This window comes from Paenarthrobacter sp. C1 (genome assembly GCF_049315185.1).
Classification (GTDB): domain Bacteria; phylum Actinomycetota; class Actinomycetes; order Actinomycetales; family Micrococcaceae; genus Arthrobacter; species Arthrobacter nicotinovorans.
The window spans coordinates 2,689,819-2,711,946 of the sequence record NZ_CP186052.1 but is presented as its reverse complement, the minus strand read 5'-3'; the positions used below and the strand labels follow the sequence as shown (position 1 = coordinate 2,711,946).

Sequence of the window (22,128 nt, the reverse complement as noted above, 5' to 3'; positions counted from 1 at the left end):
GCGATAGACGAGTCAGAAACGAGCCAAAAGACGAATGCCGGGACAGTCGAATTGCATCGACTGTCCCGGCACGGAGCGAATAGACCCGCCGGCACTACCCCCGGGACTTCATCTCTACGGCCATGGCCCGGTCGAAAGCCCCGTCGGCCAGGACCTCCCAGCTGGGCAGCGAGGCCAGGTACGTGTAAAAGGCGGCGTGCACCTTGACCGTGGCCAGCGACCGCAGATCCTCCTCGGTCACGTCCTGCTCGGCGAACACGCGCGAGCCCTCGTCGCTGATCTGGCCGTTGATCCTGCGGGCGGCGTCGGTGTAGGCATCGGAACGGACCTGGCTGATGTAGGTCTTTGACCCGTCGGCGCTGCGCAGCTCGCCGTCCCCGCCGACTGAGAAGTGCTCGCGGTCCCGCTGCATCTCCACCAGCGCGGTCTTGTACGCCTCACCAATCTCAAGGTCCAGGGCCTTGACCTTCGCCGAGCCGTCGAGATTGATCAGCATCTCCTTGCTGACCGTGCCCTCGGCGTAGACCAGGCGCTTGTGGTCCTTCTGCGTCGCCTGGTGGGCAGCCACGGTCGCGGCCACCTCCACGTCCTCCAGGAACTCCTCGTCGTTGCCCAGCATCATGGCCTCGTAGTCGTCCGGGTCCACGACCACCGGGGCATTGGGATCGCCACTCTCGTCGGTGAAAACCATCCGCGTGATGACCTCCATGACCTCGTCCGAGTAGACGTCCGGGTCGAGGCGCTCGATGTCGATGTCCTTGTAGTCGTACGTCTCCTGGTAGAGCGTCTTGGCGTCGGCCGCCCTGACCGCCTGGGCCATGCGCTTGTCGAGCATCTTGACGAAGTCCGGCTGGTTCATGCGCACGTCGAACTCCATCGCGGAGCTGAGCGTGGGGATCGTCTGCAGCGAGTACTCGTGCCCCGGGTGGGTGATCGTGTTGCCGAGCAGCTTGAATGACATCGGCAGGATCGTCTCGTTGCGGTTCCAGACCGGCGCGTCGCCGGCGCGCAGCACGATCGAGTTGCGCGGCGAGAGGAAGGCGAAATCGTTGTACTTGATCAGCGGCTCCTCCTCCGTCGACCAGGTGCGCGAAATCGCTCCGTCCGTCTTCCCGCCGACCACCTTGTCCAGGTTCTGCGTGATCTGCTTCGAGCTGGCGTGGGTACGGTGAGTCTTGCCGCTCATCTTCTCCAGCGTCTCAATCATCGAGTCGTCGGTCGACTTGAGGAAGACGATGTTGCTCGTGTTTCCCTGCACAATCTTGTCGACCGACTCGCCGTAGACGTCGCGCAGCTGCTGCAGCGTCTGCAGGATAAGCGTGAACTGCTGCTCCTGGCCGAGGCCGATGGAGAGCATGGTCTCGAAGCCGGCGATGCCATTACCGTCGGACTGCAGGTTGCCGAGCTCGTCGAGCATGAACCGGGTGCGGTAGAGCGGCTTCTGGTTCGACTTGGTCATGTACGACTGGTCAAACGAGACGTCCACCAGCTGCTTGACCAGGATCAGGATCAGCTTGGCGTACTTCATCAGGTGCGGGGGAGTGACGAGAAAGACCGCCTTGGGCGACTCCGAGTACCGCGCCATCGTCTGCGTGATCGCGCGCGCCCGGACCTCGACCTCCTCAGGGTGCCCTCCGCCGGAGAAGTCCAGCTTGCGGCTCGGAAAGGTCGTGTCGCCGGGCTGGAACGAGAGGATCTTCCCGTCGCGGGTGCCACCCTCCCGCACCGGTCGCAGCTCGCGCAGCACGCCGTTCTTCACGATCTTCTTGCCGGTGACCGGCTCGACCACGAAGTGCCGGCCGTTGAGGGAGAGCTGGCAGCTCTTGCGGAAGTGGAAGTAGAAAGTGCGCACGAGCATGCCGCTCTGCGGGTTCTTCAGCTCCAGCTTCAGCCAAGCCTCGTCGCCGGGGAAGATTCCCTTGAAGTTGTAGCGCGCCCAGCCCACGCGGCCGACGATCTCCGAGTGCTCGAAGTCCTTGCCAAGGTTCTGGGTGAACATCGGGTCCGCGTACGCCGACCAGCTCGCCATCTGCCCGAGCAGGTGGTCGCGCTTCATGAAGTTCGGCGAGAACCGCACGCCCAGCCGCCGCGGGAAGGACAGGCCCGCCAGGTCAGTGTTCTGGCTCGGCTTGCCCGAGGTCAGGGTCGAGATCGTCGGGTCGGTGAAGAAGCTCATGCCCGTGATCGCGATGCCGTAGACCGAGGACATCATCTTCTCCGCACCGGCCATGGCGACCAGGGCGTTGTGGGCGTTGCCGACGAGCGTGCGCATCGAGTTGCGCGGCAGGGCCTGGGTGGCGTTGAAGTAGAGCGTGAGCAGGTCCTGCTCGGCCTTGCCCTCCCATAGGAAGTCCTTCTCGGCGACCTTGGCCTGCTCCTCGGCCAGGGCGTCCTCGTCCTCTTCGAACTCGCCGTTCTTGATGCGCTTCTCCAGCTCGGCAGCGGGGTTCTTCCACTTCTTCGAGGTCAGCTGCACGAAGAGCTGGTAGCAGTTGTACAGCGTGACCTTTCCCCACATGTCGTCCAGCCGCTGCTCCAGCGTGCCCGGGTCCATGCCGGTGGCTGCTGCGTACTCGCGCAGCTCACGCTCCTCCTCGAGGTAGTAGTCGATGAGACCGTAGGCGGCCCGTTTGAAGGCGTTGTTCGCCGCGTTCGGCCAGACCGGGTCCTCACCGCCGTCCAGCGGGAAGAAAACCTCGCCGATGTTCTCGATGTAGAGCGCGCACTTGGTCGAGTCGCCCTCGCGGGCGGCGTCGGCGGCCATGCCCAGCGGGTTGTAGATGTCGGTCTTCATCGCGTTGATCAGGTTGAACTGCACCGGCTCGAAGCCGCGCGTGACCAGCGGGATGTAATTCTTGACGAGCAGCTCGCCCTTGGGGTCGTTGATGACCATGTTCGAGGGCTTCTTCTCCCGCGACCACATGTCGATCATCGGCTCGATGTAGGTCTGACCCTTGCCCGCCCTGGTGATGGCCAGCACCATCGTGTTCACGGGAGCAGTGTCGACGATGTAGGCACCGGCAGGGCGCTGGACTTCGTACGCCGGGAACTCCCAGTCATCGGTGATCAGGTCCGACACCGTACGGTAGGGCCCGAGCTTGTCACGGTTCGCGCCCTGGAGCTTCCCAGGGTCCTTCGCCTCTTTGGCCTTGCGCCGGCTCTCCTCGGTCGGCGGGTTGTACGGGATCACCGTTGCGTCATACTTCCGGCGCAGCCGCTTGTCCCGGGGCAGGCCCGAGGCGTCAAAGAGCGCCTCGCCGAACTCCTCGTCGATCAGCGGCAGGGTCTCGACCAGCGGCTCGCCGTCGTCGCCGTCCATGACCTCACCCTTGTAGTAGACGATGTTGCCGTCCTGGTCAATCACGTCGGACTCTGCGCGCCGGGAGACCTTGACCGTGCCCAGCCCCTTCTTGCTGAGCATCATGTGACTGATCATCGAGCTGACCTGCACCCCCGAGTGCGCACCGGCGTCCGGGAACCAGTCATAGTTCTGCTGGACCTCCTCCGGCAGCGCGATGTGCTGGTCGTTGCGGTGGTCGTTGATGTCCGTGTGGTCGACCGTCGCGTTGTGCTTGGCGACCTGGCGTCCGGTCCAGGTGGAGATCACGATCATGACCAGCGCGCCCGATCCCAGCGTCAGGAAGAGCTTGAACCCGGTGACGGACCCCAGCTGCCCGCCGACGTTCGTCGCCGTGGGCGTGGCCCCCTGGTCAGCCTTCGGGGCGTCCTGGGCGGCGCTGCCTGCGTGGGTCCACCACGCTGGCACCGGGACGTCCTTGAGATCCGGGTAGCACTTCGAGCCGATCTCGGGGTTACCCTTCTCGTTGACGGCGCGGTAACACGTCATCGGGGCCCCGCCCTGGCCTGTCGTGGTGTCCTCCACGTAGTACGAGTCCGGCTTTCCGCCGCTGTTTCCGCCCAGGCCACCGCCCATCGTCGCCCCGAGCGTGAGCACTGCCGTAGCAATGACCGAGTACAGCACCCACGCCACGATCGCGACCAGCAGGCCCGCGACGCCGGCGAGCACGAGGCCCGACGTGTTCGACTTCTTGCTCAGCCGCTCGCCGCGGTCCAGCTGCTGGTCTTCATAGACGTCCCGGTTCGTCAGCGTCTCCTCCGGCCGACGCGCCGAGATCTTCTCCCAGCCGCTGGCCTTGGGCCGTGCCGCCCTGCGCTTGCTGCCTGCCATGGTTCTCCCTGCCTGTTTCCGCGTGTGTCTGTGTGTCCTGCGCCTGTTGTGATTGCGGAAGACGCCGACGGCGCACGGGGTGCGAGCCCCATGCGCCGTCAGACCCCGTCGATCTCCGAGTCGGATCAGCCGCCCATGGCTGCCCCGCCGATGAAGCCGGCGAGGCCGCCGAGCACGGGCAGCGCGACGATCAGGGCGATGAGCATCTTGTTGTAGCGGCTCTGGATCTCCGAAGCCCTTGCCAGCTCGCTGGCGTAGGACTCCTTGTCCGCAGCCATCTCCTCCAGCCGCGCCTCGTAACGGCGCTTGACCGAGTCCTCGACAACCTCCATCTGCTGCAGCAGGTCCGTGTTGCGCTGCGTGGCCGAGTCGGTCTTCTCCTTCTCGAGGGACAGGCTGTGCTGCCATTCCGTCTCGCGGGCCTGCATCTGGGTGATCGCGTCCTTGCGGTTGCGGTCAAGCTCGTCCTCCATCCGGCGGATGCGGTCGGCGTGCTCGTTGCGGATCGACTCCAGCAGCGCCTCCTGCTCGCGGCGCAGGACGCCGATCTCGTCGGTAGTGCGCTGGTGCTCTGCCAGAGCCTCGGCCTGGGCGATGTCCGCCTTGCGGTTGTCGTCGACGATCCGCTGGATCTCGGCCTTCCACTGCCCCAGACGCTGCTCCTCGGCCTCGAGGTAGGCCTTCTGCTTCTCGGCCAGGACCTCGAAGATCCGCGTAGTGCCGACCTGCATCTTCAGGGCGGCGTCGGAGCGGCGCACGCGCAGGATCTCCTGGCGGTCGTGCGAGTAGGAGTTCTCGAGCATCCGCTCGATCTCGGCGACAGCGTCGGCCTGCTCGCGCTCCATGCGGGAGCGGTTGCGCTCCTTGTACTGGATCTCCGCCTGGAGGGCGGCCTGCTCGGCGAGCTTCTTCGCCTGGGCCTCGTAGTCCTGGACGATCTCGGCCTTGCGGGTGCGGATCCGCTGTTCCTTCTCGGACTCCCGCTCGCGGTGCGCCGCCTCGGTGCCGTCCTTGAGTGCCTTGTAGCGCGAGCCCTCGCGGTCGGTGGCCACGTCACGGATGACCTGCTCGACGTGGGCCGACATGAGGTTCACGTACAGCGTGCGCAGTTCGTCCTCGTGCGCCCACCGCAGCTGGGCAAGATCGGCGTTGGCCTGCCGGTTGAGCTGGGCGACCTGGTCGCCGAGCCATTCGGTCGCACCCTGCGGCACCTCGATCTGCACGACCGGCGCGCCGATGGCGAAGGTCGCATTGAACTCGTCCAGGCGCACGTCGAGGTCCAGGTCCTCGGAGAGGAAGCGGCGGGCGATGACCTCGCGCACCTGCTCCTGGTTCTCCAGCAGGACGGCTTCCTCCTCAGCCGGGGCGTACGCCGTATCGTCGGCGGTCACGGGACCGGACTCCTCATCGAACTCCTCGAAGCCGGCCGTGCCGTCGAAGCCGGGCTCCGGCTCCACCGCAACCGGGGCCGCGTCCTCGTCTCCGAAGTCGACGGCTTCGTCGTCGAACACGGGCTCATCGCCCGCAGCGTCGAAGACCGGCTCGTCACCGGCACCCTCGTCCCCGCCGGGGATCGAGTCGAAGATCGGGTCACCCTCGTCGGCGGTATCCACGGCAGCAACAGCGTCCGCGTCCGACGCGGGAAGGGTCCCGGGCTCGTCGGTGGTGACGCCGCTGTGCTCGCGCCAGGCCTGCGCTCCGACAGCCTCCTCGAGGCTCAGCGTGCCGGAAGCGACCTCCTGGGCCTGCTTGAACGTGGCCTCGGCTACCAGGTCCACCAACAGCTCGCCGCTGGGCTTCTGCCAGACGACGGCCCAGGAGTACTCCGCGCCAGCCAGGAGCGAGTACTCCTCCATGCGCGCAAGCGTCTCCGTGTTGGGGATGATGCCGAAGACCTCTTCGCCCAGCATCTCTGCCGTGGCGACGGTCTTGATCTGGTCGGAGTCAATGAGCTCGATGAGCGAGCCCTTCGCCTCGTCGCGGCCGTGCCGCTTGCTCAGCCCTCCGATGGACTCGGCGGCCAGCACGAGCATGACCCACGCCGTGCCGCTGGGGAAGACGAACTTCGCGTTCGACCGCAGCAGTTCGACTGCTGCGGGGATCGCCGTCTCCCTGACCACGGACGACAGCAGCTCGTCAGGCTTCTTCTTCCGATCCTTGTTCCGGCTTCCCGCAGCCGTGCCCAGAATGCCCATTGGTGTCGATCCCTTCGATGATGAAACGCAGTTCGCCTGGTTTATGAGTATCCTATCGCTTATAAGTCGATAGGTGCAATGATAGGCAATCCGACACGACGCCGAATGGCCCGCAATGGCCGCTGGCGCAGATCAGCGCACGGCGCTCACCTCGATGCACGCTTCGGAGGTGAGCATGTCCTTGTGGTCGCTCGCCAACTCGCCGACGACGTCGATCCGGATCCGCCGCTCAGAGGGATGCTCGTTGATGAACGTCGCCACTCCGGTGGTGACCTCGTCGGTCATCTTCGCCACCGCGCCACGGGCACCGCCGGCATTGGAGTCGGTGTCGCCCTTGTCGTCGATGAGGTACTGCAGGACCCTCTGGTCGATGTCCACCCGCACGTTGTGCTTGATGAGGACCTCCTGCACCATGTGGCGCAGCTTGTTGCGCACAATCTTGCGCTGCGTGTCCTCAGAGAGCGGCTGGAACGGGACGATGGCGTCGATACGGCCCAACAGCTCGGGCGGAAAGCGGTTATCCGCCGAGGTCTCGGTGATCGAGCGGCGGATGAGCTTGTCGTACTTCAGCAGCTGCTCGCCCGAGCCCGTGTCGTCGGCCGCGTACTGCGCGATGGTCTTGTAAATCTCCGAGCCTGCGTTCGTCGTCATGACGATGTAGGTGTTCAGGAAGCTGACCTCGCGGTTGTTGTCGTCGGAGAGCCGGCCGTCGTCGAGCACCTGCAGCAGCAGGCGGGTGACCATCGCCGAGGCCTTTTCGACCTCGTCGAACAGCAGTACGGCGTGCGAGAGGTCCCAGACCCGCTTCGTCAGCTCGGAGCGGAACAGGTCCATCGAGGAGTCCTGGGCGTACTCGGACATGTCGAAGCGGATCAGGTGGCGCTGGTCGTCACCAAAGAGCAGCCGTGCCAGCTGCTTGGCAAGCTCGGTCTTACCCACGCCGGTCGACCCCGTGAACAGCAGCGAGGCCTCCGGCCGGCCCTTGTCGTTCAGGTCCGCGACCGACAGCTGCAGCCGCCGCGCGACCGCACGCGTGGCCAGGTCCTGGCTGAACACCTTCGAGTCCAGCTGCTCCTTGATCTTCGCGCCGTCGACCTTGAAGGCAACGTTGACGCCCAGGGACTCCTGGAGCACGTCCGAGAGCAGATCGCGGTTCAGCGCCCGCTTGGTGAGGCGGTGCCAGCCAACCATGCTGTCCAGCACCAGGATCGACTTGCGCGGCTGCGAGCTCGCCGGCATGTAGCGCTCGGTGTACTCATAGATCTGCCGGTAGATGTGATCGTCGTAGAACTGGTCGGCGACGTCGTAGTGCTCGGCCATGCCCTGCAGAATCCGGATCGTCGTCTCCTGGTCCGGCGGCGTCAAGTTGATGCGCTGCAGCCGTTCAACCAGCGGCTGATTCGGCGCAATGTGCCTGTGGAACTCGTCATAGGTCGTCGCGGCGATGATTCGGATGCCGCGTGCCCCGGAGGCCGCCAGCACCGGCTTGATCGCCTCAACCGCAGCATCGGAAAGCTGGATGATCTGGTGGAACTCGTCGATGAACAGGACCAGCTCCTGCTTCTCGTCCGCCACGAAGTGCTCGGCCTCGTCGAAGAAGCCCTTGAGCATGGCGGCCATGCGGTCCGAGTCGCCGGCCTCGGAGATCATCCGGGACGGATCGACCTCGAGATAGAGCCGCTCGGCGTCAGCGGCCATCGTGGCCTGGACGAGAGCGGTCTTACCCGTACCTGCCTCGGCCAGGAGCAGGGCGTTGCACAGCTCCGGCCTGCTCATCGAGGCCAGCAGCTGGAGCTTCTCGTGCTCGCGGCCGACGATCTCGCGCTCGGCCCTCTTGAGCGGGTCCGACAGCTTCGACAGGAGCGGATAGCCCTCATTCAGGTGCACTTCATGGAACATGCCGTGGAAGACCTCTCGCCAAGACTTGAATTCATCTGATAGATCAGTCGAAAGTCTATCATGGCACTATTCGGCTCGACTGCGATAGGACAGCGAAAGGCCCCCGGACTCATATCCGGGGGCCTCCTGGCCATTCACTCCGTAGGGGTGCTGTCACAGCCCCTGCTGGCGGTCCTCCTGGGACGAAGCCCCATCCTGCTCGAACTGGTAGTCGTACCGCTCGCTCAGCGGCCTGCTGGACTCCCGGTCGCGCCGTGCCCGCTCGTTCGCCTCCCGCTGCTGACGCATCGAGGCACCCACGCGGTCGACCAGTGCGCGCCCGGCCTCCGCCCACATGTCCTTGCCCTCGTCCGGGGCCGTGATCTCGTCCAGGCCCAGCTCCAGCAGGCTCGTGCCGCTCAGTGGGCTGGGATCGTTCGTCGCCATAGCCTTCTCCTCCTCCGCGCCTGTCTCAGGCCCCGCGCTGCTGCTCGGTGCCCTCGGGCCCGCCCTGGCCCTCGAACTGATAGTCGTACCTCTCGCTGACCGGCTTCCGTCCCTGCGGCGAGGTGCCCGGCAGCTGCTCCTGAGCACCACGGCCGACAACCGAGCCCATCCGCCCGACCAGGTCCGCCCCGGCAGCGGAGCCCTGGGGGGCCTTCTGTCCGCCATGTCCGGCCAGCTCCGTGTGCAGCCCGCGGGCTGCACCCAAGGCAGCTCCCCTGGCGGCGCTGGCGGCGACGCCCCTGGTCGATGCACCAGACTGCTGGGCACGTTGGGCGTGGGCCGCGGCATCCTGCATGGCCTCGGTGCCGAGCCGCCTGGCTCCCTCGCGGAGGCCCGCGGACTGCACGGCCTGTCCGACCTTCGACCCGGCGGCCCGCTGGGTGAGCGGGACCTTCACCGGACCCTGAACCGTGCCGCCGGCATGGGCCTGCTTCGCCTGGGGCTGCTCCTGCCGGGACGATTCCGGCTTCGGCACATCCGCTGAAGTGATCATCCCCGGTGCCGGCTCAGCCTGCGGGCGCGGCCGCCGCTCGACCACGTTGGGGTTGAACCTCGAGCCCGGCTGGCCGGGAGCGGGGGAGGAGGGCACGCTGTATCGGGGACCCCGCACCGCGCCGAGGCCCGCCTGCGAGCTCGGGCCCCGCTGCTCTCCGGTATCGGGGGTGGCCCCGCGGATCGCCGCCAGCTGCTCGGGCGTGTACGACGTCGGGCGCTGGCCGTGCTCCGGTCGGCCCTGGGAACTTTTACTGAGATCTGCCATGATGATTCGTTCCTCTCTATGCGAAAGGCCCCCGGAGAGGTCTCTCCGGGGGCCTTTCAATGAGTTCTGCTGAGCCGTGGATCGGTGTCAGCCGACCGCGGGGGCCTCGGCCTCGACGACCTGCTCGGCCTGGGCGGTCTGCTCCGGACCGGCCTGGCTCTGCTTGGCAGCCGCCTGGGCCTCCTTGGCCGCCTTCATGGAGGCGAACTGGTTGTCCAGGGTCTTGGCGTCGACCTTGAAGTCGCTGGCCTCCACGGACTTGGTGTTGACCACCAGACCGGTGCCGCGCGAGGCCGGCATCACGTTGCCCTTGAAGCCGTAGACGGTGCCGACCTTCTCGCCGTCCTTGTTGAGCAGCGGCTCCGTATTCGGGCCCGCGGCCTTGACGATCTCCTCCAGCTGGCCCACCGAGTAGGGGGCGGTGTTGGCGAAGCGCTCCTTGCCGTCCGGGCCCTTCACGCGCTCGGACTTCAGGTGCAGGTTGCTCTGCTCCGGTCCGCGCGAGTCGCGGGCGTCGACCTGGATGTCGGCGTAGTGCGACTTGCCGTCCTTGGTCGCGCCGTTGTCATAGACCTTGGCGATGAGGTTGACCCCGGTCATTGCGCCCTTGCCCTTGAGAAGTGCCATGATCTCGTCCTTTCGTCGTTCCGTCCGCCACTCGGCAGAACGGCCTTGATCATTCACGTCGTCCGAGCAAAGCCCCGAAGTGCAGTGCCGAACTGCTCTATACACTAATACTCCTATAGAGCATTCCGCAACCATTCGCGAATGATCTTTCGACTCGTGTCCCTACTCGTGCTGGATGCCGTCGGACCGGCCTGCCGGCTCCTGCTCGGGGCCGGGGAGGACCCCGGCACCAGCCACCGCGGCGTCGACCCGCTGCTGGACACGCACCACCAGGCCGGCGTCGAGCGAGGAGGCCTTCGAACGGCGCATCCGGGCCGCCTGTTCCTGCTCTTCGCGCAGCGCCGCGATCCTCGAACGCAGAACCGGCCGCGTGGAGCCGTCCTCCACCGGAACCAGTTCCCGCGAGACCCGGGTCATCGCGGCGATGTCGTCGACAGGGAGGTCGGCGATCGCCTCGGACTGGCCTGACTGGTCGAGGTACTCCATGGCCGCCAGCAGCAGCCGGCGGCGTTCGGCCGCGGCTGCGGTGAACTCCCGCCGGGCCCGCTCGCCGATCTCGACATCGGCCACGAAGTCGTAGCCCAGGTGATGCAGGTCCAGTGCCTTGACCTCGTCGAAGGGGTGCACCGTCCCGGTCTCGATCGACAGCTGGGTGGAGACCTCCGGATCCCCGCCGGCGACGGCGCGGCGCTGGTCAGCAGGACCGGCGACGAGCACCAGCCCCGAGTCGGCCAGGTCGGTGCGCAGCTCCTGGAGCCGTTCGTCGTAGACCTGCTTCATCGTCTCGATGCGCGCGTCCAGGACCGCCCGTCCGGCCTTGCCCGCGGTCAGGTGCCGTCCGCCGGGCTGGCCGTAGATCTCGCGGCCCATCTCCTCGGCCTGGTCGGCGTCCTTCATCCGCTGCAGCGAGGCGTCCTGGCGCAGCGCCATCAGCGAGAGCAGGCGCTGGCCGTACGCGGCGACCTCCTGCTGCTGGGCGTACCACTGGCTGGCGTCGCCGACAAACGGTAGGAAGTGCTGGTACTTGCTCATCACCCGCCGGTGCCAGTCCTCTTCGTAGCGGTAGAAGTCGTAGAGCGGCCGGGAGTCCTCTACGGCCACTTCGGCCTTCTCGGCACGCTCCCATTGCCGGGCCAGGTCGCGGTAGGCGCTGGCCTTGGACTTGTGATGCTGCAGGCGGGAGGCATAGCTGCGCAGCCGGAAGCCGAAGGAGACGACATCGTCCTCCGAGCTGCCGTGCTGCTGCTGGCGCTCTGCGGCCAGGGCGGCCATCTCGGCGTAGTCCATACCCATCACCTCAAGCATCGGCGTACGCACCCGCAGCTCCTCCTCGGGCAGGGCGCGCAGCATCTGGTAGACCCCGTTGACCGCCCGCTCGGTGATCTGGTTGCGGCCCGCGTCGACCAGGCGCTGCCACGCGTCGGTGGGCAGGCCCTCGGCCTCGCGGCGCTGATTGGCGTACTCCACGACCCTCTCCATTGCCGCCGGCAGCGGAGAGCCCGGCCGCTCCAGCTGCTCGGCCACCAGCTCGGAGACCAGACGGTTGGCTTTGCGCATCCGCAGATCGTTGGTTCCGGCGCGCCACAGCGAGCGGTCTGCGGGCAGGCAGGCCAGCAGGAACTGGGGGAGGGCCTCTGAGCGCATGCGCTCGTGTGCCCAGCGCTTGATGAAGGTCGTCACGTTCCTGCGCTCGTATCCGACGGCGCTGGACAGGTGCGCGACGACCTGCTTCTCGTCCAGCCAGGCGTCCACGCCGCGCCGCAACCGGGACTTGTGCCGATCCAGAAGCTTGCCCCGCTGGGTGCCGTCCTTGGCCAGGCGGCCGTGTCCGGCGTCGACCATCGCCAGGTGGCAGTGGACGTGCTCGGTGTCGACCTGGATCACGCCGACGTAGCGCAGGTCGTCGAAACCGCTCGTGCCCGAGCTCATCCGCTCCAGCCCGTGCATGATCGCCATCCGCAGCTTCATCTGGTCGATGTGGCCGCGGTAGTCCCCGCGGCCTTCGCAGTGAAAGTCCTCGCCGACGATGCGGTGCCGTTTCAGGTATTCCTCATCGAAGGAGAGCACGGTCTTCAGCACCGTCTTGCCGCTCTCGAAGTGTTTCTGGATGTCCCGGGACGCAGCCCGCAGCTGCTCGTCGGAGAGCGACACTGAGCCGTAGCCGAAGGCCACGCCGCCATCGCCCTGGGCCTGGCGCATTGTCGTCTTGGCCTCGACCCTGCTCGTCCCTGCGCGCTCGACCGCGCTCTCGCGGGCCATATAGCGCAGGATGAAGTCGTCCGTGCGCAGCCGCTGGATCGGCGCGAGCGACTCAGTCGCCTGCTCGCGCGCCATGTACCGGGTGACGTAGTCGCCGGGGGTGCCGCCCCGGGACCCCTTGCCGCCGGGCAGCGGCACACTGAACTCGTTGACGATGACCACTGACTGCTTCAGGCCCATCCCGCCTCATACCTCCGTCGTGTGAATGCACAGAACCCCGGCCGCTGTCCTCCAGCGACCGGGGCCCGTCCTGACTGCTCTGCCCGCCTCGGCCTCAGTGGCCCAGACCGTGCCCGTCTTCCTCGCCGAAGTCGAGGTCGGCGGCGCGGCGGGAGGCCTCGCGCTTGCGCTCCTCGAGCGTCGGCGCGGGCACCTCCTGCCCGGTGGCCTCCTCATCCAGACCAAAGTCCAGATCGTGGGTCGCGCCGGCATCCGGCTCCGCGTCCGCAGGGGCGGCAGTATCCTCCGGTCCGTCCAGGTGCAGGGCCGGGGCCACACGCTGGTGGTACAGGTGCTCGGGCGTGCCCTCAGTGCGCTCCAGCTCAGCCTGATACTGCTCGCGCTCCGCGGTGATCTCGGCCTCGACCGCCAGCAACTGCGCGGTGACGCCCTCGGCAGCCGGCTGCTGCGCCTCCGGCCGCTGGAGGTTCTCCGCCTGCGCGACCAAGTCGAGCTCGTCCTCGCTGAACAGCGAGTTGATCGCGTCGGAGCGGGCCCGCAGGCCCCGCTGGTCGACGACGGACTCAACCGGACCATGACCATCCTTGGAGCGATCAGCGAAGTAGGCCGCCAGGTCGTACTCGGTGGAGGCCAGGTCGATCTCGAGATCGGCGATGCGGTGCACGTTCATGAAGACCACGGGGGCATCGGCCTGGTCCCCAGACGGGGTGAGCACGAGGGCATCCACCCTGGCGGGCAGCTCCCACTCGATCCCCGTGAGCTGGTCGGGCACGGTGAACGAAGGGCTGAAGTAGCCCTTGGCCGCCAGTGCGACCAGCTGCTCGTCGTCGAACTCGTAGAAGGCGTCGACCTTCTCGCCCTGGCCGTGCGAGTAGGTCACCTGGGTGATCCCGTACGGCAGCGGCTCGGCGGGAGTGATCGAGCGCAGCTCGCCCACGACGTGCAGGTAGGGCCGGTAGTTCTCCTCCTTGCCGCGGTGCTTGAGCTCGACAGAGTCGACCAGCACCCCGATCTGGGCATCGAGGCCGTCGTAGCGGTGCGCCTGCACGCCACGCTCCCGCAGGGCCCGGTCGGCCCACACGTCGTTCATCATCAGTCCAGCAGTGCGCATCAGTTGCTCCTCTTCCGGTTGGTCTTCTTGCTCGGGCGGGTGGTCCTGGGGGCGGCGGTGGCCGGGGCCAGCGCCGGGGTGCGGGCGTCGCGCACAGCCTGGATCCGGCAGGTGGACCAGCGCCACATCCCGCGCATCGCAGCGATCTCCGCGGCGGCCAGCAACAGGACCACAAACAGCAGCGGGGCGATCCACATCGCGACGGTCCCGGCCATGGTCAGGTCGCCGCTTGCTGCGCCCGACTGCCGGTGCAGCCACGCGCCGAGCATCGGGATCACGACCATCGCAGTCATCGAGGCCAGCACGTAGTCGGCGATGAGCACGACCGAGCGGAAGAACACCGCCCAGATCAGCACCGGCGATCCGCCGGAGCCCTTCCCGGGGGCCAGGCGGCGCAGCGCGCCGGCCAGCTTCGAAGGGCCACGCCCGGCCTTCGGCTTGACCGGGGCCTTCTCGACGGGGACTGCAGTGGCAGCCTCCACGCGGGCTTCGTGCTCGGTCGCGCTGCCGGTCTTGTCCAGAGTCTGGATCGTCATTCGTCTCGTCCTTCGTGGTTGTCGTGTCGTGTCTGTGCGGGTGTCCCGCCGGTCAGCCGCTGTGGCTGGGTCCGGGGCTGGCGGTATCGGCCGGTGAAGCAGAGGCAGGTGGCCTCTGCGCGGCAAGCTGGTCCCGCGTCCGGCCCGAGGCCCGGTACGCTTCGAACGGCGACCGTGCCGTCCTGTCCGGTGGCGAAGGTGAAGACCACGTACTCACTTTTGGCCGTGGACTTGCCGTCGGCGGACACCGGGTCCAGGCGCGCCACTCCGATGTAGGAGTAGTCCAGGCCCTTCACCGCGGCAACGTCGACGTCGAAGTCGGCCAGCTGGTACGCCGTCCCCGCGCCCTTTCCGGCACCGGTCGCTGCCATCCACTCCGGGATGAACTCGGTGAGGGTCCGGGACGAGGTCCCGAGAAACCCGTACCGGGCGTCGAGGGCGGCCTGCGTCTCCTTGACGGTCCGCGAGGCGGCCGAAGAATCCGTCAGGCTCAGCAGCACCGAGCGCGCTGCGGCCCGGTCCCGGTCGGCCCGCTCGGCATCCATCCCCGGCAGGGCAGCCAGCAACCGGGCATGCTTGGTCTCAAGTGCCGCCTGCGCGTCCTCCTGCTTGCCCTGGAGCTGGACGATGAGCTGGTCGGCCTTGGCGTCGGCGTCCGCCGAACCGTCGGCCAGCAGCGCCGGGGCCAGAGAGAGCAGCGACAGCGCCAGCAGCGTTCCGGTGCTGCAGACCAGGACCTTCCCGGCCCTCGCGCGCACCCAGTCCTTCACGTCCTCGATCACGGTGCCTTCACCTCCTGCCGCAGGGCCTCGCCCGTGGTCGTCGTTCCGGTCTGGACCCCGGAGAAGCTCTTGCGGGTCATGTCGTAGTCAGCCCGGGCCCAGGCCAGTACCGCCGGGGCCTGCCCGGCCGCCGGGCGGGTCTGCACCGCCAACCAGGTGACCCGGATCGTGCCGTCCACCTCGACCGAGTAAGGGCGCTGGGCGACCCACTTGAAGCCGGAGTCGAAGCTCATCGGAATCTCGTTGCCCGCGGCGACGTCCTTGTCGGAGGCCAGCAGGTACCAGGGTTGGAGAGTGGCCTGCCCGACGTCGGGGGCGAAGTATGGGGTGAGGTTCCGGCGCGTCGGCTCGGCGGCAGCCTGGTCCAGCGTCCCGCCCGAGTCCGCCACCGAGGGTGTCAGGTAGCGGTACTCGTTCTGCAACCGGGCGATCTGTTCCGCAGCTCCCTGTGCCGTGACCAGGGCGCGGTCAGCGTCCTTGGCCTCCGGGAGGGCGTCGGTGCGCACCGCGGCGGTGCGGATCTGCTCGCGCAGGGAGACGATTTGCTGAGCCTTGTCTTGGCTGACGGTGGCCTCGCCACCAGAGAGACCTGCGCCGACCAGGAAGCAGAGCAGCGCAGCTGCCCCCGTGCACACCCCGCCGATGGCCGCCCGGCGGCTCATCAGCGCACCCGGGACATTTCCGTCCCCAGTGGGGTCGGCGTCGCCCGGTGCCGCACCGGCGTCCGGCGCGGCCACGAAGCGGGTCTTGCGGACAGGCTTGTCAGCCTGCACACCCGACTCGCCGATCTTTGTCGATGCCATTGCCCCTCAACTCGCTCTTCGTCTCGAGTACCAGTACAACTCTATCAAGAAGATGAGTCGAAAGGGAGTCGGATCATCTGGAATGACGAGTCGAACCGCCAGCGGGAATGGCGGACAGGCCAGAGACCTTCCCTTGCGCGTCGACGGTGAGGTACACCAGCACGGTCCGGTACGACTTGACCCGGTCCGGTGCCACCTTGTTCTGGGACACCGCATCGGAGGTAGCCGCCACCTCGATCTGCACGGCATACGTGTACTCGTCCGCGGTGACCTTCACGACCTCGAGGTCCGCGTCGGCATTGACCGCCGAGTTCAGCCCTTGGGTGTCGATGTAGTAGTAGCGCTTGCCCGCGGCGTCTTCGTTGAAGCGCGCCGGCGGCATGAACTGCTTCAGGAACTGCTCGTCCTCGGACAGGTGGTAGCGCTCTTTCAGGTCCCGGCGAGCGGCCTCGTAGGCCTGGCCGGAGTCCCAGGTGAATGCCGTCTTCACCAGGCGGTCCACGATCTGCGTGTCGTCGTGGATCCGGCTCTGGCTCACGCCGAGCGACTGCATGACATCCTGCTCGACCTGCTCGGACTTCGCGGTCCCGACCGAGGCAAGCTGGCCCTGAAGGCCCGTGATCGTCTGCTGCTGCTGATCCAGTGCACTGCGCTGGGACCCCCATGTCAGGCCGGTCACCGTCACGGCGGTAACCAGCAGTACCGCGACCCCGACCACCAGGGCGTTGCGCCGCATGAAGCCCGGTTCCGGCGCTGCCGTTTCGTCCGTGCCGTCAATCTGCTGCTCCTGCATCATCAGCCCTCTCCGCTTCCGTTACCCGTCGTCGATGCGCCCTGCTGGTGCTCCGCGCCGGCGGCGGTCACCACGACCTTGAGATCCGCGAAAGTCCCGGCCTTCCCGTCGTAGGAGTAGGCCGCGTTCGCCCACGCCAGCACCTGTCCACCCGCGGTGTCCCGGCACAGCCAGATCACCCGCGCCGTGCGCGTGGTGCCCGTGGCGTCCTGGGTGGCGAGGTCCGGCATTACCGACTCGACCGACCAGGCGTACGCTCCAGGCGAGGAAGCCTTCAAACCCTCGTAGCGCACGTACCAGGGGAACCGCGGGTCGATCTGCGTGCTCGGGTCGAACGGCGTCACAGAGGTCCGGGAGTAGGCCCCCTTCTCGTCGGCCAGGAACGAGCGCGGGCTGAACAGGGGTGCCAGCGTCCGGCGGTGCTCGGCGATCTGCAGTGTCGCCGCGTTCGGCGTACCGTTGCCCGCATTGGGCTGTGTCGCCGCCTCGTGGTGCAGCTGAGCGAAGCGCTGCTGGGCCTCCGCGACCTTCTGGGCGTCCTTTGCGGCTGCCTCCATCAGCCGCGTCATCTTTCCGGGCAGATCCGGGGCGACCGGAGTGCTCCTGGCATCCTCGATCTGGACCTGGAGCGCGGAGATCCGGTCGGCGTTTGCCGCGTGCTCCACCTCGAATCCCTTGCCGCTCACTCCCGCGGCCGCCGCGAGCCCGAGGATCGCCACGCCCATTGCGGCGCTCAAAACCAGGCGCGTCCGCCGCGCCGACTCCTCCGGAGTGCGTGCCTGCCGCTCTCCGCGCCGCTCGGAGCGCCAGCCCTCGAAGCGGGCCTCGAGTTCGACCCCGCTGACCCGCCTGCGGGTGGCGGGGGCCTTCAGCTTCTTCGGCGCGCCGTCCTCGTCCTTGACCGTGTCCCCGGCCCTGCCACGCGCATCATCGTCCGCACTCGTCACGATGCCCGCCCTTTCTCGCGTTGTCCTCATATATGACTCCAAGTCTATCTGTAATGGTCATTCAATAACGAGTCTGCCCCATTCGACAGGTCACTGCGCACGGATCGGGACGCAGAAAGGGCCGGTGCCCGGATCGTCCGGACACCGGCCCTGCTTCCGCCGGCTACGCCGGCAGGTTGCCGCCCGTGGTGATGAGGTCCGTGACGTCGACGAACACCCACCCCTCGGACTTCATCCGCTCCGCACTGTCAACGCGAACCCGGCCCATGAACGCGCAGTAGCCGGCCTCACCGAGGATGACCTTGTCGCCCTGCACGCCCAGCACCACGAGGGTGTGGCCCGCGGACCCCGTACCCGGCCCGGAACCGACCGAGTACGCCGTCGGCGTACTCGAGACCTGCTTGCCCGTCATGGACGCGATCGCGTGGGCTGTCTGGATGCCGTCGCCCGGCGGGTACTGCTGGAACGAGGTGTACTTGTTCATGAAGTAGACCGAGAACGACACGCAGTTCATGGCGTGGTTGTCGCCGCAGGAGCCCGGTCCGCTAGCGCCGTACTTGTCGTCCAGGAACTTGTCGCCCTCCTGGTTGTACAGGTCGATCAGCTGCCGGGCCTGCTCCTCGTTCATGCCGCCGTCGACGAGGCTGCCCGGGCGCACCTTGGTGTCGCTGTCGCAGTTGCCGAAGACGGAGCGGATCCCGCTGCCGACCGTGTCGACAATGCCGCCCACGATGTCCTGAACCCCGCCCACGACCGAGGTGTCGACGGTCCAGCCGCTCATCTTGCCGAACCACATCTCGGCGTCGGCCTTACGCTGCTGCAGCTGTGAAGCGTTGTCGGCCGAGCGCTCCCACTTGTCGTGGAAGTGCAGTGCAGCAGCAGAGGGAGAGCCCTGCGAGGTCTTGATCATGTCCTTGAACACGGCCACGTCCCCCGGGCTGTCGCCCTCCGCCATGAATGCCAGCTGGGCCTTGATGGTGTACCAGTCCAGGTTCTTGGACTTGGCATAATCCAGGAGCATCGTGGTGCGCCCGTTCGACCACTGGCCCAGACCGATGCCGCCGTGCGACTGGCCGGGGATGTGGGTGAAGTTCCCGTCCCAGGCGGTCTGCTTGCGCGGGCCGATCTGGTAGGGCTCGTTGTAGATGCCCTCCACGCTGGTGGGGTCCACGCCCGACTCCTGCGACCAGTTGCCCAGGATGCCCGCGATGTTCTCCTCGGGCATACCCCAGGTCTTCAGCACGGAGTAGACCGCCCGGGCGTTCGCCTCGGTGTTCGCCGGGACGTCAGCGCCGGGGCCGTTGCGGCTGACATTGACGATGCAGTTGGTCATGGTCGAGCCGCGGCCGCCATCGAGGCCGGCCTGGTCGAGCACACCCGTGAGGACCGTGCTGAGCACAGCCACCGCGGCAACGGTCGCAGCCACCCCGGATGCGGCCGTGGCCACCGGGGCGACGGTGGCCGTCACGGTGACCCCGAACACGGCTCCTGCCGCCTTGCCGACCAGCCCGCCCAGTGCGATGAACGGTGCGGCGATCGTGTGCCCGACCGCCTTGGCGATCCCAAGGATGAAACCCCAGATCATGCTGGCCGCGTTGGCGGCCATCGCGAGCATCGCGAAGAACATGGTCTTGAGCCACTTCAGGAAGGCCATGACCATGAGAAGCCCCGCAGCCGGGGGAGCGGCCGCCGCGGTGCCGCCGACGGCGACACCCCTGGCGGTCTTGGACAGCAGCTGGCCGTCCTTCTCCTTCTGCGAGGTCCGCTCGTAGCCGGTGCCCCCGGCACCGAGCCGCTTGTCGGCAGGCTCGGCGTCCGGACCTCCGCCGGTGACCTTGGACGCACCGTCGACAACATCCTTGCCGGTCTCCAGGCCCACATTCTTGGCAGCGCCGACCGCTGCCCCGGGCAGCGCGCCGACACCACCGGCGGCGGCTCCGGCCTGCGCCCCGGCGACAGCTCCCGAGGCAGCCGCTCCCGCGTACCGGCCGGCACCGCGGCGGACCGCGCTGCTGCCGTCACCCTCGACCGCCTTGCGGGCAGCTCCCCCGGCCGCCCCGGCGGCGACACCGTCGAGGCTCTTGGCAGCCTTGGCGGCCTTGCTGGTCTTGCTGGCTGTGTCGGCCGCACCTGTGGCCTTGCCAGCGGCAGCCGCTGCGTCCGGGGCCGGTGCGGCTCCCAGGTGCTTCGACCCGCGGCCCGCAGGCGTCGGGTCCACGGGCTGCGGCGCGGGGGAGGCCCCCGGGGTTTTCGGCAGACCCTTGGCTGCATCCCCGGACGGGGAAGGAGCGGAGGCCGCTCCGGTACGGGGCCCGGCGCGGCGTACGCCGGACCCCTCACGACGAGGTGGCTGCGACTCCTCCTTCGCACCCCCGTCGGCGGACCTGCGGTCCCCGCGGGGCGATGCAGCGCGCCGGGCCGGGTCATCCCGCCGCGTCGGCTGGTCGATGGCCATAAGCTTGTCCTTTCCGGCTCGATGCCTGGGTGGTGACTGCCCGCTCCGTGGAGCGCGCTCAGTGATAGACGGTCAGGAAGTCCCCGGCCGAGTTCGCAGTGCTGTTGGACTGCACATCGCGCAGCTTCACGTCCAGGCCGAGCAGCTCGAGCAGAAGCCCGGACTGGTACTCCGACTTGGCCTTGCCGTAGTCCTGGTAGGCCTGAGAGAGGTTGTTCATCACGTTCGTGAGCGGGCGCATCGTCACATCGGAGGACCGGTAGTCCTTCTTCAGGTCGGTGCCGTCGGAGAGGACCCACTTCATGTCCGAGACCTGCTGGCTCGTGCTGTCGCTGCCCTCGGCGCGCTTGTCGGCGAGGAACTGCACATAGCCCTTACCGGCGGGCACGAGCGTGTCGAGGTAGCCGGCATAGACGTTGCCCGCGCGCCAGTTGAAGTCGAATCCGCCGGGCACGACATGGCCCGTCTTCAGCTCCAGCGTCGCTTTCCCGTCCTTGGCCTCGGCCGCCGAGACACCAGCCACCTGATCACCTGCGATGGAGGTCGGAACGGCCGGCGGACGGAGGAAGAGCCCATCGACCTTGGTGGTCGCCAGGTCGGAGGTGTACGACTCGACCTGCTTCAGGCTCGTGCGCATCGCGAGCAGCTTCTGGTCGAGCTTGTCCCGCGTCTGCTGCTCCTGGGTCTTCAGCACGACGTCGTAATAGGCCCGGGCCGGGTCGAAGCTGGCCGCGTCCAGGGCCGGGATGTCGGTGGTGCCCGACGCACCCGGGTTGATGATCACGCGCCACTGGTCGTACTTCTTGAAGCTCGAGTCGCCCACGACCTGGTCATCCCTGCTCTGCTGCCGCTCGTCGTAGGTCAGCTCGGCGTTCGCGCGGACGGTCAGGTTGAGCACCTGCCGGTCGAAGGGCCGGTCCGCGTCCAGGAGGACCCCGACGTAACCGGTCGAGCCGAAAACGTGGAAGGTGCCCCTGATTCCGCTGGTACTGACCTTCTCGGTCTGCAGCTTGTCGTTGGTGCCCAGCAGGAAGGCCTGGTAGTCCGCCGCGTTGTACGAGATCGCCGCGCTGGCGGGGAAGTGCATCATGACCAGTGCCCTGTTGCCGGTGTGATTGGTGTAGACCCCGTCGACCGTGCCCTTGAGCTGGGTCTTCGAGGAGGTGAACTCGGTGTTGTAGAGCGCGGTGTGCGACACCGCGTCGCTGCCCGCCTTGAAGGCGGCGGCACCCGAGCCGGCCACCACGACCAGCCCCATCACAGCGAAGATGCCGAAGAACACCCCGAAGCGCTCGATTGCGTGGTGCGAGTCGAGCTTGAACCGCTTGCCGAAGGCCAGCGCCTTGTCCTTGATCCCCATGTCCGTTCCCGTTCGTCCTGTTCCTTGCTCTGCCTGTCCTGCTCGTCGTCAGCGCCCGTCGTCCGACCCCGGAAACGACGCACCGGGCCGGTTGAGGCCTGGTGACCTCAACCGACCCGGTGCGGTCCGTCGACGCTTTGTGTGCCCGGCCGTTGATTCCTGCCGCGCCGGGCTTAGCCCAGGACGCCGCTGGTCAGTACGTGGCTGACCGTCTGCACGAGGACAGAGCCGCCGCCGAGGTCCTCGAGGGTCTTCTGGCCGCCGGAGCCGATGGTGTTGATCAGCGACCACCCACCGGTGCCGAGCGCGCCGCCGACCAGGATGAGCAGGGCGATGGTGCCCCAGCCCTGCTGCTGGCCCGCGGACTGCGGGGTGGCCATCAGCTTCTTGATCAGGAGCACGCCGCCCCAGACCAGTCCGACCGCACCCAGGAGCATGAGCAGCAGCCCGCCCCAGAGCTGGATCTGGGACTTCGCGTTCTCCAGGAAGCTCGTCAGGTCCCAGGCCGCGGTGGGCAGGGCGACCCGCTCGAGTGCCGCCTCGTAAATCTTCGTCATGGTTCTTTCCTCTCGCCTATCGAATGGTCGCTTGCATGACATGTGTCACGAGGCGACTGGCACAACCGATTCGCCTAGATAGAGCACAGCGCCCTATCAATGGTCTCTCCCGATGCGACGTGACTCCCCGTTGAGCGGGACGACATGCCTGCAATCATGCGGCCGACCCCTCTCTAGGGACTCGTATAC

At 67.4% G+C, this 22,128-nt stretch carries 16 protein-coding genes; all 16 read right to left on the bottom strand.

The window, feature by feature from the left end:
* Positions 1-94: 94 nt before the first annotated feature.
* Positions 95-4,189: a type IV secretory system conjugative DNA transfer family protein gene (locus tag ACNAOU_RS12660; protein ID WP_133830703.1), complete on the bottom strand. Its 4,095-nt coding sequence runs from the start codon at positions 4,187-4,189 to the stop codon at positions 95-97.
* Between the two features lie 125 nt (positions 4,190-4,314).
* Positions 4,315-6,384 (bottom strand): hypothetical protein, encoded by a 2,070-nt coding sequence (locus ACNAOU_RS12655; RefSeq protein ID WP_284975288.1) that lies wholly within the window; start codon positions 6,382-6,384, stop codon positions 4,315-4,317.
* 132 nt (positions 6,385-6,516) lie between these two features.
* Positions 6,517-8,271: an AAA family ATPase gene (locus tag ACNAOU_RS12650; protein ID WP_284975289.1), complete on the bottom strand. Its 1,755-nt coding sequence runs from the start codon at positions 8,269-8,271 to the stop codon at positions 6,517-6,519.
* A gap of 165 nt (positions 8,272-8,436) precedes the next feature.
* Positions 8,437-8,709, bottom strand: coding sequence for a hypothetical protein (locus ACNAOU_RS12645; RefSeq protein ID WP_071416490.1), 273 nt, complete (start codon positions 8,707-8,709; stop codon positions 8,437-8,439).
* Positions 8,710-8,734: 25 nt separating this feature from the next.
* Entirely contained in the window at positions 8,735-9,529 is a 795-nt protein-coding gene (locus ACNAOU_RS12640; protein WP_133830700.1) for a hypothetical protein, read from the bottom strand.
* 87 nt (positions 9,530-9,616) lie between these two features.
* Positions 9,617-10,156: a hypothetical protein gene (locus ACNAOU_RS12635; RefSeq protein WP_071416492.1), complete on the bottom strand. Its 540-nt coding sequence runs from the start codon at positions 10,154-10,156 to the stop codon at positions 9,617-9,619.
* A 162-nt stretch (positions 10,157-10,318) separates the two neighbouring features.
* The gene (mobL, locus tag ACNAOU_RS12630; protein WP_166651670.1) at positions 10,319-12,595 is read right to left on the bottom strand and encodes a relaxase MobL; all 2,277 of its coding nucleotides are present in this window, start codon (positions 12,593-12,595) and stop codon (positions 10,319-10,321) included.
* Between the two features lie 94 nt (positions 12,596-12,689).
* Complete coding sequence (locus ACNAOU_RS12625; RefSeq protein WP_133830699.1) at positions 12,690-13,706, bottom strand: hypothetical protein; 1,017 nt, start codon at positions 13,704-13,706, stop codon at positions 12,690-12,692.
* Positions 13,706-14,242, bottom strand: a complete 537-nt coding sequence (locus ACNAOU_RS12620; protein ID WP_133830698.1) for a hypothetical protein — start codon at positions 14,240-14,242, stop codon at positions 13,706-13,708. The genes ACNAOU_RS12625 and ACNAOU_RS12620 overlap by 1 nt, the downstream gene beginning before the upstream one ends.
* Positions 14,239-15,024: a hypothetical protein gene (locus tag ACNAOU_RS12615; protein ID WP_422757055.1), complete on the bottom strand. Its 786-nt coding sequence runs from the start codon at positions 15,022-15,024 to the stop codon at positions 14,239-14,241. The genes ACNAOU_RS12620 and ACNAOU_RS12615 overlap by 4 nt, the downstream gene beginning before the upstream one ends.
* Positions 15,021-15,827, bottom strand: a complete 807-nt coding sequence (locus ACNAOU_RS12610; protein ID WP_133830696.1) for a hypothetical protein — start codon at positions 15,825-15,827, stop codon at positions 15,021-15,023. The genes ACNAOU_RS12615 and ACNAOU_RS12610 overlap by 4 nt, the downstream gene beginning before the upstream one ends.
* Positions 15,828-15,900: 73 nt before the next feature.
* Positions 15,901-16,623, bottom strand: coding sequence for a hypothetical protein (locus ACNAOU_RS12605; protein ID WP_284975291.1), 723 nt, complete (start codon positions 16,621-16,623; stop codon positions 15,901-15,903).
* Positions 16,623-17,567 carry a hypothetical protein gene (locus ACNAOU_RS12600; protein WP_284975292.1) on the bottom strand — a complete coding sequence of 315 codons (945 nt, stop codon included), beginning with the start codon at positions 17,565-17,567 and terminating at the stop codon, positions 16,623-16,625. The genes ACNAOU_RS12605 and ACNAOU_RS12600 overlap by 1 nt, the downstream gene beginning before the upstream one ends.
* Positions 17,568-17,730: 163 nt before the next feature.
* Complete coding sequence (locus ACNAOU_RS12595; protein WP_133830693.1) at positions 17,731-20,022, bottom strand: phage tail tip lysozyme; 2,292 nt, start codon at positions 20,020-20,022, stop codon at positions 17,731-17,733.
* 58 nt (positions 20,023-20,080) lie between these two features.
* Positions 20,081-21,382 carry a hypothetical protein gene (locus ACNAOU_RS12590; protein ID WP_133830692.1) on the bottom strand — a complete coding sequence of 434 codons (1,302 nt, stop codon included), beginning with the start codon at positions 21,380-21,382 and terminating at the stop codon, positions 20,081-20,083.
* 173 nt (positions 21,383-21,555) lie between these two features.
* Positions 21,556-21,939 (bottom strand): hypothetical protein, encoded by a 384-nt coding sequence (locus tag ACNAOU_RS12585; RefSeq protein ID WP_056387364.1) that lies wholly within the window; start codon positions 21,937-21,939, stop codon positions 21,556-21,558.
* Positions 21,940-22,128 lie beyond the last annotated feature (189 nt).